General features: G+C 64.7%; 12 protein-coding genes. 7 read left to right on the top strand and 5 right to left on the bottom strand.

Annotated elements, in window-relative coordinates; genetic code table 11:
- Positions 1–6: 6 nt before the first annotated feature.
- Positions 7–1,014 carry an ABC transporter ATP-binding protein gene (locus tag AAHB08_RS07470; protein ID WP_342058574.1) on the top strand — a complete coding sequence of 336 codons (1,008 nt, stop codon included), beginning with the start codon at positions 7–9 and terminating at the stop codon, positions 1,012–1,014.
- Positions 1,015–1,053: 39 nt separating this feature from the next.
- The gene (locus AAHB08_RS07465) at positions 1,054–1,713 is read left to right on the top strand and encodes an HAD family hydrolase (RefSeq protein WP_205642993.1); all 660 of its coding nucleotides are present in this window, start codon (positions 1,054–1,056) and stop codon (positions 1,711–1,713) included.
- A 23-nt stretch (positions 1,714–1,736) separates the two neighbouring features.
- On the opposite strand, the gene AAHB08_RS07460 is transcribed toward AAHB08_RS07465, so the two are convergent.
- Entirely contained in the window at positions 1,737–3,344 is a 1,608-nt protein-coding gene (locus AAHB08_RS07460) for a sensor domain-containing diguanylate cyclase (RefSeq protein WP_342058573.1), read from the bottom strand.
- A gap of 109 nt (positions 3,345–3,453) precedes the next feature.
- Here AAHB08_RS07460 and AAHB08_RS07455 point away from each other — a divergent pair, with 109 nt between their 5' ends.
- Positions 3,454–3,897 (top strand): DUF2214 family protein, encoded by a 444-nt coding sequence (locus AAHB08_RS07455; RefSeq protein ID WP_202047557.1) that lies wholly within the window; start codon positions 3,454–3,456, stop codon positions 3,895–3,897.
- A gap of 120 nt (positions 3,898–4,017) precedes the next feature.
- Positions 4,018–4,929 carry a DMT family transporter gene (locus tag AAHB08_RS07450; protein WP_342058572.1) on the top strand — a complete coding sequence of 304 codons (912 nt, stop codon included), beginning with the start codon at positions 4,018–4,020 and terminating at the stop codon, positions 4,927–4,929.
- A 213-nt stretch (positions 4,930–5,142) separates the two neighbouring features.
- On the opposite strand, the gene AAHB08_RS07440 is transcribed toward AAHB08_RS07450, so the two are convergent.
- Both AAHB08_RS07440 and AAHB08_RS07435 read right to left on the bottom strand, forming a co-directional pair.
- On the bottom strand, positions 5,143–6,000 hold the full coding sequence (locus AAHB08_RS07440) for an AraC family transcriptional regulator (protein WP_342058571.1): 858 nt from the start codon (positions 5,998–6,000) through the stop codon (positions 5,143–5,145).
- Positions 5,997–6,485: a GNAT family N-acetyltransferase gene (locus AAHB08_RS07435; RefSeq protein ID WP_139436211.1), complete on the bottom strand. Its 489-nt coding sequence runs from the start codon at positions 6,483–6,485 to the stop codon at positions 5,997–5,999. Before AAHB08_RS07435 ends, AAHB08_RS07440 begins: the two co-directional genes overlap by 4 nt.
- Before the next feature lie 153 nt (positions 6,486–6,638).
- Between AAHB08_RS07435 and AAHB08_RS07430 the strand changes: the two genes are divergently transcribed.
- The gene (locus AAHB08_RS07430; RefSeq protein WP_342058570.1) at positions 6,639–8,087 is read left to right on the top strand and encodes a catalase; all 1,449 of its coding nucleotides are present in this window, start codon (positions 6,639–6,641) and stop codon (positions 8,085–8,087) included.
- Positions 8,088–8,553: 466 nt separating this feature from the next.
- On the opposite strand, the gene AAHB08_RS07425 is transcribed toward AAHB08_RS07430, so the two are convergent.
- Positions 8,554–8,871 carry a YnjH family protein gene (locus AAHB08_RS07425; RefSeq protein ID WP_342058569.1) on the bottom strand — a complete coding sequence of 106 codons (318 nt, stop codon included), beginning with the start codon at positions 8,869–8,871 and terminating at the stop codon, positions 8,554–8,556.
- A gap of 221 nt (positions 8,872–9,092) precedes the next feature.
- Here AAHB08_RS07425 and AAHB08_RS07420 point away from each other — a divergent pair, with 221 nt between their 5' ends.
- Positions 9,093–10,331, top strand: a complete 1,239-nt coding sequence (locus AAHB08_RS07420; protein ID WP_342058568.1) for a hypothetical protein — start codon at positions 9,093–9,095, stop codon at positions 10,329–10,331.
- 86 nt (positions 10,332–10,417) lie between these two features.
- On the opposite strand, the gene AAHB08_RS07415 is transcribed toward AAHB08_RS07420, so the two are convergent.
- The gene (locus tag AAHB08_RS07415; RefSeq protein ID WP_106885584.1) at positions 10,418–10,795 is read right to left on the bottom strand and encodes a hypothetical protein; all 378 of its coding nucleotides are present in this window, start codon (positions 10,793–10,795) and stop codon (positions 10,418–10,420) included.
- 195 nt (positions 10,796–10,990) lie between these two features.
- Between AAHB08_RS07415 and AAHB08_RS07410 the strand changes: the two genes are divergently transcribed.
- Positions 10,991–12,370, top strand: a complete 1,380-nt coding sequence (locus AAHB08_RS07410; protein ID WP_342058567.1) for a bifunctional NUDIX hydrolase/phosphatase PAP2 family protein — start codon at positions 10,991–10,993, stop codon at positions 12,368–12,370.
- Positions 12,371–12,373: the final 3 nt, after the last annotated feature.

Here is a 12,373-nt window from a genome sequence, read left to right as displayed (position 1 = left end):
TCCAAGATGTTTCATTTAGAAGTCAATCAGTTGCACAAATCCTACGGCGATACACCTGTGTTCGAGGGGATCGAATTCGGCATTCGCAAGGGGGAGCTGGTGACCCTGCTCGGCCCCTCCGGCTGCGGCAAGTCCACCCTGCTGCGGGCGCTGGCCGGACTCACCCCGGTGGATGGTGGTCAGGTGCGGGTGGCCGGGGAAGACATCACCTGGCAGGCGCCCCAGAAGCGGGGCATCGGCATGGTGTTCCAGAGCTATGCGCTCTTCCCCAACATGACGGTGTGGGACAACGTCGCCTTCGGCCTCAAGATGAAGCCCCAGCCGGGACGCGAGCTCGCCGCCAGCGTGCAGGAGGCACTGGCGCTGGTGGAGCTGACCGGCTTCGAGCGCCGCTATCCGGCCGAGCTCTCCGGCGGCCAGCGCCAGCGGGTGGCGCTGGCCCGGGCCCTGGTGGTACAGCCGCGGATCCTCTTGCTGGACGAGCCGCTCTCGGCGCTGGATGCCCGCATCCGCCGCAGCCTGCGCCAGCAGATCCGCGAGATCCAGCAGCGCCTCGAGCTCACCACCATCTTCGTGACTCACGATCAGGAGGAGGCGCTCACCCTGTCGGACCGGATCTTCCTGATGAACAAGGGATCCATCGTGCAGAGCGGCACGCCGGAGCAGATCTACACCCGTCCCGCCAGCGAGTTTGTGGCGGGCTTTATCGGCAACTACAACCTGCTCGGCGCAGAGCAGGGCAAGTCCCTGTTCGGCCCCCGTTTTCAGGGCAAGCTGGCGCTGCGGCCGGAGTCCATCACCCTGCTGCCCGCCGGGGCGACCAGCAGCGAGCCCAGCCTGCCCGGCATCGTCCGCCAGCAACAGCTGCTCGGCAACGTCATCCGCTATCAGGTGGAGTGCGAGGCGGGGCTGTTGACCGTGGACTGCCTCAACCGCCGTGCCGGCGATCTGCTGGCCGTGGGCAGCGCCGTGACCCTGGCGGTGGCCCGGGATCAGCTCTGTGAGGTAGCATGAGGCCGCATTTCATTTCCATTTTCACTGCGAGGAGCGCCCATGGCACTGGCACTGTTTGATCTGGACGAGACCCTGATTGCCGGGGATTCCGCCAGCCTCTGGCTGGAGTACATGGTGGCCGAGGAGCTGGCCCCGGCGGGCATGGTGGCCGAGGAGCAGGCCATGATGTCTCTCTACCATCAGGGCAAGATGGACATGCATCAATACATGGCCTTCACCCTGCAACCCCTGGCGGGCAAGACGCGCCAGTGGCTCGACTCCCTCTGCACCCGCTTTGCCGAGCAGGTGCTGCGCGAGCGCCTCTACCCCGAGGGGCTGGCCCGCATCGAGTGGCACCGCCAGCGCGGTGACGAGCTGGTGCTCATCTCCGCCTCCGGCGAGCATCTGGTGGCACCCATGGCAAAGATGCTGGGGATGGATCACTGCGTCGCCATCCTGCTCGACGAGGAGGAGGGAAGGCTGACCGGCCAGACCCGCGGCACCCTGAGTTTTCGCGAGGGCAAGGTGGCCCGCATCAACCAGCTCTTTGCCGGGCGGGAGCAGATCTGGCAGGGGAGCTTCGGTTACAGCGACTCCCACAACGATCTGCCCATGTTGCGGGCGGTGAGCCATCCTCATGCTGTCAATCCGGCCCCTGCCCTGCGCCAGTGCGCCTCGGAGCTGGGTTGGCCCCTGTGGGCGTGGCAGTTGCTTCCTTGAGCCGCTGAATGAAGAAGAGGCCCTCAGGCCTCTTCCTTGCTCAGTATCCCATCGTCTTCCGGCGGCACCTGCTGCGCCAAGGGGGCGTCTCCCCCCAGATAGATGCGGTTCTTGCCATCTCGCTTGGCGCGATACACCTCGGCATCGACGATATCGAGCAGCCCCTTGGCATCCAGACCGGGGGCGCTCGCCACCAGGCCGCCGCTGAAGGTGATCCCGAGGCCGGGTTCACGCCAGTCCAGGGACGCGACCCCTATCCTGTACTGCTCCAGCAGCATCTGGCAGAAGTGGATGTCGGGGTTGGCGAACAGCACCACCAGCTCCTCGCCGCCGTAACGGCAGACCCAGCCGTGATCCTCCAGCAGCTGGTTGCCCAGCTTGGCCACCCGCTTGAGCACCACGTCTCCGGTCTGATGGCCGAAGGTGTCGTTGACCCGCTTGAAATCGTCCAGATCCACCATGGCCAGGCAGAACGGCTGATGCTCGAACAGCAGACGATTGACTCGTTCGTCGAAGAAGCGGCGATTGTAGAGGCCGGTCAACTTGTCCAGATTCGCCTGCTGGCGCGCCTCGTGGTAATCCTTGCTCACCTCCGCCAGCTCGGCATAGACGTGCCTGAGCTCGTGCATGCCCCCATGGGGCACCCCATCGGGTGGCATCCTGCTGGCGCGGATCATGGTGGAGATCTCGTCCAGCATCCGCCTGAAATAACGGGACCAGACCAGGGCCAGCAGCGCATAGAGCATGCAGGCCAGCACCACCACCCCGAGCACGTTGAGGGAGGCGCTCGCCACCACGACCTGAATGCTCGACGCCGGCAGCACGCTGATCAGCACCCAGTTGCGATCGGGCAGGCGGCTGTAGGCCACAAACTGCCGGGAGTCCGAGTCCAGGAAGATGCCGTCCTCAGCGCTGAAGCGGGAGAGCCAGCTCGGGTGCGTCATGGGCTTGAGCAGCCGGGAAGGATCGGGGTGGGCCAGCACCTTGCCGGACTGGTTGACGATCATCTGGTAACCGCTGTTCCACTGCCGGTTCAGCTGGGCGGAGAAGGGCGCCAAGATGGCATCGACCGCGAACACCCCGCGCACCCTGCCCTCCTGGTCGGTGAGCGCCCGTGCGAGCGCGATCACCAGGTTGCCGTTGGTGTAGTCGTAATAGGGCTCGGTCCAGACCATCTTGCCCACATGCTGGCTGGCCAGCTGATACCAGGGGCGCGTCCTGGGATCGAAGCCCGTATCCGCCTGCCACTCGGGGTAGATCAGCATCTGGCGCTCGGCGGTGCCGACATAGATGTAGATGAGATCAGCCATGACCCCCTTGTAGAGGCGCCACTCCTTGAGGTAGCTCTCGGCATTGTGCAGGCGGGGGCCGCTGATGTCGTCCACCTTCACCTGGTCGTAGATGAGGGTGAACTGGCGTTCCATTTCGTGCAGGTAGGGCTCGATGAAGACGTGACGCAACTGGTGGTTGGTGGCGAGCAGACGGTGTTGCAACTCTCGTTGCAGGCTGCGCTCCATGTGCAGGTAGTAGATGGCGCCCAGCATCAGCACGGGAATGAACAACAGCAACAGGCCCAGACGCATCCTGGCAACCAGGGACCAGGTCTTTTTGGAGACTGCCCGTTTATCCAACCCTGCCTCCTGCTATCCCCCGACGTCGTGTAGTGTCAGAATATCAGCCCCGCTCTATGGCGTCCAAAGAGAAGCTTGCCATGTGGCCAACGAGAAGGAACAGGCTCGGATGTTGAACCCGGAACTGCTGACCGCGCTCCATTATTGCGCCGTGATCACCCTGACCGGCGCCATCACCTCGGTGTACTTTCTGTTTCGGCGCGGCATGTCCATCGAGCAGGTGCGCAAGCTGCTGCTGGCAGACAGCCTGGCAGCGCTGGCGCTGCTGTTCATCTTCATCACTGGCGTGCTCATGGTGCTCGCTCATCCGCTGCAACCTTCGGCCCTGCTGGCCAATCCCGGCTATCGCACCAAGCTGCTGCTGTTCTTCGCCATGGCCCTCAGCTTCGGCTACCCCAGCCGGCTGTTCCATCACTGGCGCCGCTCCCTGCGTCAGGGGCGCGCCCCCATAGTCTCCATCCAGCAGCAGTTCTGGGTGATCTGGATCCTTCGGGGCAACCTGCTGCTGCTCGCCCTGCTGCCCCTGCTCGCCAGGCTGGCTGGCGGCTGGTAGCCGCCTCGGGCTGGCGCCCATCTGATTGCAAATCACCGGCGACAAAGCCCCCCGCTGACGGGTATCGTACTGGGAGGGGCCCGAGTGCCTCTGTCACTGCTCTCTCAGGGATGAATCCGTATGCGTTCAAACATGATGTTATTGATGGCCGCCGCCATCTGGGGGCTGGGCTTCGTCGCCCAGCGCCTGGGGATGGATCACATGGGGCCTTTCACCTTCAACGGCCTGCGCTTCCTGCTCGGGGCCGCCTCCCTGCTGCCGCTCCTGTGGTGGCTCAAGTCGCGCCAGCCCAGACCGCAATCCGGATCATCATCGGGCGATCGCCGCCTGCTGCTGGTCGGGGGCCTGATCGCCGGGGGCGTGCTGTTCAGCGCCGCCTCCCTGCAGCAGGTGGGGCTGCTCTACACCACGGCCGCCAAGGCGGGCTTCATTACGGGTCTCTACATCATTCTGGTGCCCGTCATCGGCCTGGCCCTGCGCCACAAGACGGGGGCCAACACCTGGATTGGCGCCCTCATCGCCATGGCCGGGCTCTATTACCTCAGCGTCACCGAGGAGTTCACCATAGGCTACGGTGATCTGCTGCAGGTGATCGGTGCCCTGTTCTGGGCCGTTCACCTGCTGGTGCTGGATCACTACTCGAACCGGGTCGCCCCCATCCGCCTTGCCGGGGTGCAGTTCGTGGTGTGCGGCCTGCTCAGTCTTGGTACTGCCTTTGTCATCGAGACCCCGACCCTAGGCGGCGCCGTGGCGGGCTGGCAGGCCCTGCTCTACGCGGGGCTGGTGTCGGTCGGCATAGGCTACACCCTGCAGGTGGTCGGCCAGCGCGGTGCCCACCCGGCCCACGCCGCCATCATCTTGAGCCTGGAGACGGTATTCGCCGCCATCGGCGGTGTGCTGCTGCTGGGGGAAAATCTGGACGAGCGAGCCATCGTAGGTTGCGCCCTGATGCTGGCAGGCATGCTGATCTCCCAGATCCGCTTGCGCTGGTGGTGGAAGTCCCGCCGGAACAAGGTGCCCAGCCAACCCTGAACGAGCGAACCTTGGTGTAGGCTGCGCCCCGATGCTGGCAGGCATGCTGATCTCCCAGATCCGCTTGCGCTGGTGGTGGAAGTCCCGCCGGAACAAGGTGCCCAGCCAACCCTGAACGAGCGAACCTTGGTGGGCTGCCCCCTGATGCAGGCATGGCGCCATCCCCCCAATAAAACGAGGCGCCCCTGGGCGCCTCGTTTTATTGCCGTCTGCCTAGCGTACGCTGGAGCAGAAGCTCACGTCGTCGCGCAGGGGGTCATTGCTCACGCTGTGATAGAGCTCGAAGCAGGGGCCGTCGCCGAACGCCAGCCCGGCGGAGACTATGTCGCCTATGTGCTCCTGCCAGCGCGGCCCGTACTGGTTGCGATCCGTGATGAGGTAGCGGGACTGGGCGTAACGCCCGGCGGGGATGAGCTGGATCTCCACCTCCCCCGTCCCCAGGGTGCCCACCGGCACGCTGATGCCGATGTCGGTGCGGCACTGGGCAGGCGGCGTCACCTCGGGGTTGTCGTGGTAGATGAAGATCCACTCTCCCCCTTCCAGGCCTCGGGGCGCGGCCCACTGGTGAAGGCGATGGCAGACGGCGTCATAGCCCTCGCCATAGGGGCCTGTGACCCTGACATAGGCCAGGGTGCGGGCATCCATCTCGACGGTTTTCATGGTGTTGCTCCTTGCTGATGAGTGGCCTTCAGCATAAGGGGATGGACCATCCCATGCGTGTCCATCCTTGCTCTCATGGTGTCCGTTCTTGCCCTTGTCGCGGCGAAACGCGCCCGGGGTGCAGCCATAGTGACGGCGAAACGCCTTGGCAAAGGCCTGGGAGCTGGCGAGCCCCGCCCCCAGCGCGATGGCGGTGACGCTGGCATCGGTATAGCAGAGCTGCCAGGCCGCCCGCTGCATCCGCAGCCGGCGACACATCTCGCCGGGGGACTCCCCCACCACGGCGGTGAACACCCGGTGAAAGTGATAGAGGGAGAGACAGGCGCGGCTCGCCAGCTCCTCGATGGAGAGATCCGGCTCCTGCTCCAGTGCCCGCAGCACGGGAGTCAGGCGCTCGCGATAGTCGATCATGAACGCACTCTCGCCATATAGAGGGTGTCCACCAGCACGCCGTGGCGCAGGCCGTAATCCCGGGCGACACCTTCCTGCACGAACCCGAACTTGCGGTAGAGCGCCTGCGCCGCTTCGTTGTCACTCCAGACGGTGAGCTCGAGGCGAGTCAGCCCGAGCCAGTTGTCCGCCAGATCCAGTGCCGCCGCCATCAAGTCCGAGCCCACGCCGCGCCCGGCCCAGTCATCACGCACCGCCATGCCGAGGCTCGCCACGTGGCGTCGACGCGGGTTGGGCTCCTGCCACAGGGTCAGGTTACCCACCACCAGACCATCGGATTCGGCCAGCAGCACAGTGACCCCGTCCCGCGGCTCGAGCCGCTGCTGCCAGTGGTGCAGCGAGGCGAAGGGGAGTTGCAGGGTGCCGGCCTGGGCTTTGGGCATGGCGTAGAGATCGCGCAGGGGGGCGGCATCTTCCGGCCCGGCGCGGCGAATGGTGATGGACATGAGACCTCCTGATTGGCTGAGTCCCATCTTGCCGCAAGGCTGGCGTTCGTTTCCACCCCCCATCAGCGAAACCAATCAAAGGGTTAGGCACACTCCATTGGAGCCGGGCGCGCCCTTCCCCTAGTCTGGCGACTCATCACAAGGAGATGCCCCATGACTGACAAGACCCTGCACAGCGCCAACGGTGCCCCCGTCGTCGACAACAACAACAGCCTCACCGCCGGCCCCCGCGGCCCCGTGCTGATGCAAGACATCTGGTTGATGGAGAAACTCGCCCACTTCGACCGCGAGCGCATTCCCGAGCGGGTGGTTCACGCCAAGGGTTCGGGCGCCTACGGCACCTTCACCGTCACCCACGACATCAGCCAATTCAGCAAGGCCGACCTGTTCAATGCCATCGGCAAGCAGACCCCGGTCTTCCTGCGCTTCTCCACCGTGGCCGGTGAGAAGGGGGCCGCCGACGCCGAGCGCGACGTGCGCGGCTTCGCCCTCAAGTTCTACACAGAGCAGGGCAACTGGGATCTGGTGGGCAACAACACCCCCGTCTTCTTCATCCGGGATCCCCTGAAATTCCCCGACTTCATCCACACCCAGAAGCGGGATCCACGCACCAACCTGCGCAGCGCCACCGCCGCCTGGGACTTCTGGTCACGCCACCCGGAATCCCTGCATCAGGTCACCATACTGTTCAGCGATCGCGGCATCCCCAGGAGCCTGCGGGAGATGAACGGCTACGGCAGCCACACCTTCAGCTTCATCAACTCGGCCAACGAGCGCTTCTGGGTCAAGTTCCACTTCAAGACAGAGCAGGGCCACAGCTTCTACACAGATGAGGAGGCGGCCAATGCCGTCGGCCAGGACAGAGAGACCAGCCAGGCGGATCTCTACAACGCCATAGAGCGGGGCGACTTCCCACGCTGGAAGGTCTATGTGCAGGTGATGCCACAAGCCGAGGCCCAGACCTACCAGATCCATCCGTTCGACCTCACCAAGGTGTGGCCGCACAGCGACTACCCGCTGATCCCGGTCGGCGTGCTTGAGCTCAACCAGAACCCGGACAACTACTTCGCCCACGTGGAGCAGGCGGCGTTTACCCCGGCCAACGTGGTGCCCGGCATCGGCTTCTCGCCGGATCGCATGCTGCAGGGTCGCCTGTTCTCCTACGGTGACACCCAGCGCTATCGCCTCGGCGTCAACCACGGCCTGCTGCCGGTCAACGCCCCGCGCTGCCCCTTCCACCACGGCGCCCACCGCGATGGCGCCATGCGGGCAGACAGCAATGGCAGCGCCAGCCCCAACTACCAGCCGAACCGCTTCGGCACCCAGCAGCCGAGCGAGCAGCACGAGCCGGCCCTGAGTCTGGAAGGGGCCGCCCTGCACTACGACTTCCGTGACCATGACAGCGACTACTACAGCCAGCCGGGGGATCTGTTCCGCCTGATGGACGAGGGGCAGCGCGCGCGCCTCGCCGCCAACCTGGCACGCTCCCTCGTCAACGTGGAGGATGACGCCATAGTCGCGGCCCAGCTCAAGCACTTCGAGCAGGCCGACCCCGAATACGCCAAACGGGTCGAACTGGCACTGGCCGCCCTGCAGCGCTAAGCCGCAAGCAGCCAACATCTGCAAACGCAAAACGGGGGCCTAATGGCCCCCGTTGTCGTGATGCTGACGGTGATAAATGCAAAAACGGAGCCCGAGGCTCCGTTTTTCAATGCGGTATCCATCCCGGACGCAGCGCCCTCGCGCGCTTCCCGCTCCCTTGCCAACAAGCGTTTGTACCACCCGTTACGGCAACCAAGCTGTGCATTGGAAGAGCACCGCCGAGCTGGTGATAAATAAAAAACGGAGCCCGAGGCTCCGTTTTTCAATGCGGTATCAATCCCGGACGGAACGCGCTTCGCGCTCTTCCCGCTCCCTTGCCAACAAGCGTTTGTACCACCAGCTACTGCGACGACGTTGTGCATTGGAAGAGCGACGAGCCATTTCTTAGGTTCCAGCCAAGAGAAGAAAGGAGCTGCATTATGCGACAGGGATCACGCCCGTGTCTGTAGCTGGATCAAGAAAAGGCTCACTGACCCACCCTGATCGTCTCCCTGTTGGCCGTCCCTTCGTCGACGGGCTCGTAGCTGGCGGGTTCGCGCCAGGCCAGGGGCCCGTTGCTCTCCTGGTCGTTTTGCGGGCCACACTCCAGCCAGAGATCCCCCTGCTGGATACGCGATCCGAGGGAATATTTCTGATCCTGATACCAGCAGACCCGCTCGGGCAACGAGCCCAGGGGCAACACCAGATCCGTGCCCACCGAGTGGCTGAGGGTGTTCGACGTCGGGGCCGCCTGGGCAGGGAAGAGACCGCCGAGGGCAAACAGACAAAACGCGGTTCGGATCATGAGTGACACCTGTGACAACGAGAGAGTGATCCCCTAAAGCGACCACCAGTGTCGCCGACTTGACCAATAAGTGTCGGCTCATCTGGCATTCCGGGAGCAATATGATAGCCTGCCTGCGCCCACCCTCGCTCTCGGGATGATGCGGCCCAGTTCAGGTGATGTTGTCGGGATATGACAGCATAACCCCATATTAATCAAATAATTACTTGGATATGTCGTCGATGCGTATCATGCCGTTGCTCCAGGCTGCCTGCCTGAGCCTGATGTTGTCCGCCTGTGTTGCCCCCCTGCTGCTGATGAGCCCCACCAGCCAGCTGATGTGGGCCCTGCTCAAACCCCTGGTCGGTTTCGATCCGAACGAGGCCAACCTGTTCGAACAGCCGCTGATCAAGGACAGGATGACCGCCATGCTGGGGCCCAACTACGACAGCACCATGCAGTTGCTCAAGACGGCCAACGAGTTGCAGCAGGAGGGGCCGCTGTTTTACGTGGTCTCCCGCTACGCCCCAGTGCCGGATGTGGCCAAACAGGCTGGCATGGTGTGGAACGCCGACACCAACCAGCTCTCCGTCATGTTGCAGAAGGGCGACGGCGCAACCCAGGTGTTTGGCGAGAACCTGACGGCGGCGACCCCGACCTGGCCCAGCACCATGCAGGAGTGGCAAGCCGGCAACCCGACCGCCACCGCCCTCACCGACGCCGGCAAGGTGATGACGGGAACAAGCGGTTCCCTGCTTGGCAATGTGATGGGCAACCTGCAACAGAGCGCGACTCAGGCCCTGACCGACTCGACCAGCCAGATGATCGGCAGTGCCACTGCCTCGGCGCAGCAGCAGGCCAGCAAGGCTGTGAGCGACTCGGCCAAACAGGTGGTCGGCAGTGCCACCGCCTCGGCGCAGCAGCAGGCCAGCAAGGCAGTGAGCGACTCGGCCAAACAGGCGGTCGGCAGTGCCACCGCCTCGGCGCAGCAGCAGGCCAGCAAGGCTGTCAGCGACTCCGCCAAACAGGCGGTCGGCAGCGTCACTGCCCAGGCGCAGCAGCAGACCAGCAAGGCTGTCAGCGACTCGACCAAACAGGCGGTCGGCAGTGCCACCGCCTCGGCGCAGCAGCAGGCCAGCAAGGCGATGAGCGACTCGGCCAAGCAGGCGCTCGGCAGTGCCACCGCCTCGGCGCAGCAACAAGCCAGCAAGGCGGTGAGCGATTCGGCCACCCAGACGGTGAGCGATGCCACCGATATCTTGCGGCAAACCAACCAGGCCGTGACCCGCTCCGCCCAGCAGGCGGTCAGCGATACCGCCAAGCAAGCGGAAGCCAGTGCGCAGCAACAGCTGAACAAGGTGGTCAGCGGGGCGACCGGCACTGTGCAGGCGCAGGCCGCCAAGGTGGAAACCCAGGGGATGAAGCAGAGCGATCAGGCCAGGGCGGATGCCGAGGCCGAGCTGGAGAAGCTGCTCAACTAAGTCGTGCAAGAGGGCGAACCCGTGCACCATGCAAACAGGCCATCCGAGGATGGCCTGTCGTTTATCTGCGAATGGGCAGAGGAGCCTTACAGGTGGCGGTCCTGCTCGGTGGGCTTGGCCACCTTGTCTTCGCTGTGCTCGATGGCGGTGCGGATGAGGTCGACGCCGGCCCGGATGATCAGCACTCCCATGTTGACCAGCTTGACGCAGACCCACATGAAGGTGATGAGCAGGATCAGCTTGAGCACTGTCTGGAAGGCTTCCAGGAAGTTCTGCTCCAGCTGGCTGGTGAGGCCATTGGCACTGGTCATCAGCCAAGTGTAGACCTCGCGCACGAACGGAATGCGGCTCGGCATCTCCAGCACGTCCAGTGCGGCAGGCAAGGCCTGGAAGATGACGATGCTGCCAAACAGTATCAGGATGACGCCGATGGCAATCCCCAGGAAGAAACCGAACTGTCGCATGAAAGGCCCCAAGATGTGTTGAATGAGAAGAACAATAGCCGCCAATACTAGGGACTGCCCGGGCCGACGGCAATCCTTGCGCCCCAGATTGGGCCAAGACACTCCCTGCCTGCGCCGGCCATCCACCGGAAGTCATTGCCCAAGTATCTGATTTCTGTGACCCTTGTCCCCATCTATTCCCTTAGTGGCACCATCATGCCCAGACTCGCTCTCTTACTGCTTCTGCTGCTCGGCTCCCTGTCATCCTCCCTGTTCGCCGCCGAGGCGCCCCCAGGTGCGGCCGCCTGCGTGATCCGCCACCAGCAGGATCTGTTGCTGGTTCAGGACAGGATCTCCGATCGCTACAGCCTGAGTGGCGGCTACATAGACGGGGGCGAGACGCCCGCCCAGGCGGCCCTGCGGGAGCTGTTCGAGGAGACGGGGCTCCATGGCCGGATCACCGGGGAGCTGGGTCGCTGGCAGCGCGCCATGGTATTCGCCTGCCAGACGCTGACCCCCATCCGGGCCCAGCGCGGCTCGGGTTTTGTCTCCCTGCTTGAGGCCCCCAACCTCGGCGGCGAAATTCTCAACGCCAGGCTGATCGATGCCGCCAGCCTGCCCCATGCTCAGCGCCGCTTCCCGACGCAGCTCGACTGGCTCGCCCCCCGGCTGGCCGAGGTGCCCGAGAGCGAGGTGCAGTGGGTGCCGGACTTCAGTCCCGAAGGCAGCGCCCTGCACAGGGCAGAGCTGCCGCTGATCCAGCGCCTGCAGCAGTGGCTGGGGCCAGACGCGCGCTGGCTTGAGGTCGGCAATCTGCTGGGATCGGCGGCCTTCCAGCTGGCCCTGCTCCCCTTCTTGCTCCCACTGCTGGGCTGGCCAAGGCTGCGCAACCTGCTGTTTGCCATGGTGCTGCTCACCCTGCTGGTGCAGCTGCTCAAGGAGGGGGTAGCCTGGCCCAGGCCCTTCCACCTCGATCCCATGCTGGGGCAAAGGAGCGCCCAGGGCTTTGGCATGCCGAGCGGCCACGCCGCCTCGACCCTGCTCTACTGGGGCCTGCTGCTCGGCGCCCTGACCTCCCTCAGAGCCTGGCAGGGCATGGGGCTGGCCCTGTTGCTGGCGGCCCTGGCCGGGCTGGCCCGCATCTGGCTCGGCGTGCACTTCCTCTCGGATGTGGCGGCCGGCCTGGGTCTCGGCGCCCTGCTGCTGGCACTGCGCACCCCCCTGGCGGCACTGGCGCAGCGCCAAGCTCCCTGGGCTCTCCTGCTGCTGGCCTGCGCCCTGGCGGGCTGGCTGACCCAGTCCACCGCCCTGGCGGGGCTCGCCATGTTCACCCTGGGACTGGTATCGGGTAATCTGCTACAACTCGAACGACACCCAGCTCCCGCCCTCCATGCCACTCTGCTGGCCCTGGCGGGCGGCCTGCTCATCGGCGGGGGGCTGTTCGTGCTCCCTGTGCTCACCGACAGCTCTGTGCTGCTCCTGGCGGGAAAAGGGTTACTCTATGGCTGCCTGGGGTTCTGGCTGAGTGCCGCACTCTGGTGGCTGCTGTCTTTTATCAATACTGGCGCCGGATCCCGGCGCCCCACCCCTCGTTAAAGG

Source organism: Aeromonas sp. OTU364 (assembly GCF_038440395.1).
In the GTDB taxonomy this organism is placed as follows: Bacteria; Pseudomonadota; Gammaproteobacteria; order Enterobacterales; family Aeromonadaceae; genus Aeromonas.
Note: the sequence above shows the minus strand (reverse complement) of the source record. Positions and strands in the feature narration are given on the sequence as shown.

Bases quoted from the DNA above. Each gene is read 5' to 3' on its own strand.
- AAHB08_RS07440 (WP_342058571.1), bottom strand. From the start codon at position 6,000: ATGATCGACTATCGCGAGCGCCTGACTCCCGTGCTGCGGGCACTGGAG.
- AAHB08_RS07425 (WP_342058569.1), bottom strand. From the start codon at position 8,871: ATGATCCGAACCGCGTTTTGTCTGTTTGCCCTCGGCGGTCTCTTCCCT.
- AAHB08_RS07430 (WP_342058570.1), top strand. From the start codon at position 6,639: ATGACTGACAAGACCCTGCACAGCGCCAACGGTGCCCCCGTCGTCGAC.
- AAHB08_RS07435 (WP_139436211.1), bottom strand. From the start codon at position 6,485: ATGTCCATCACCATTCGCCGCGCCGGGCCGGAAGATGCCGCCCCCCTG.
- AAHB08_RS07470 (WP_342058574.1), top strand. From the start codon at position 7: ATGTTTCATTTAGAAGTCAATCAGTTGCACAAATCCTACGGCGATACA.
- AAHB08_RS07465 (WP_205642993.1), top strand. From the start codon at position 1,054: ATGGCACTGGCACTGTTTGATCTGGACGAGACCCTGATTGCCGGGGAT.
- AAHB08_RS07455 (WP_202047557.1), top strand. From the start codon at position 3,454: ATGTTGAACCCGGAACTGCTGACCGCGCTCCATTATTGCGCCGTGATC.
- AAHB08_RS07415 (WP_106885584.1), bottom strand. From the start codon at position 10,795: ATGCGACAGTTCGGTTTCTTCCTGGGGATTGCCATCGGCGTCATCCTG.
- AAHB08_RS07450 (WP_342058572.1), top strand. From the start codon at position 4,018: ATGCGTTCAAACATGATGTTATTGATGGCCGCCGCCATCTGGGGGCTG.
- AAHB08_RS07410 (WP_342058567.1), top strand. From the start codon at position 10,991: ATGCCCAGACTCGCTCTCTTACTGCTTCTGCTGCTCGGCTCCCTGTCA.
- AAHB08_RS07420 (WP_342058568.1), top strand. From the start codon at position 9,093: ATGCGTATCATGCCGTTGCTCCAGGCTGCCTGCCTGAGCCTGATGTTG.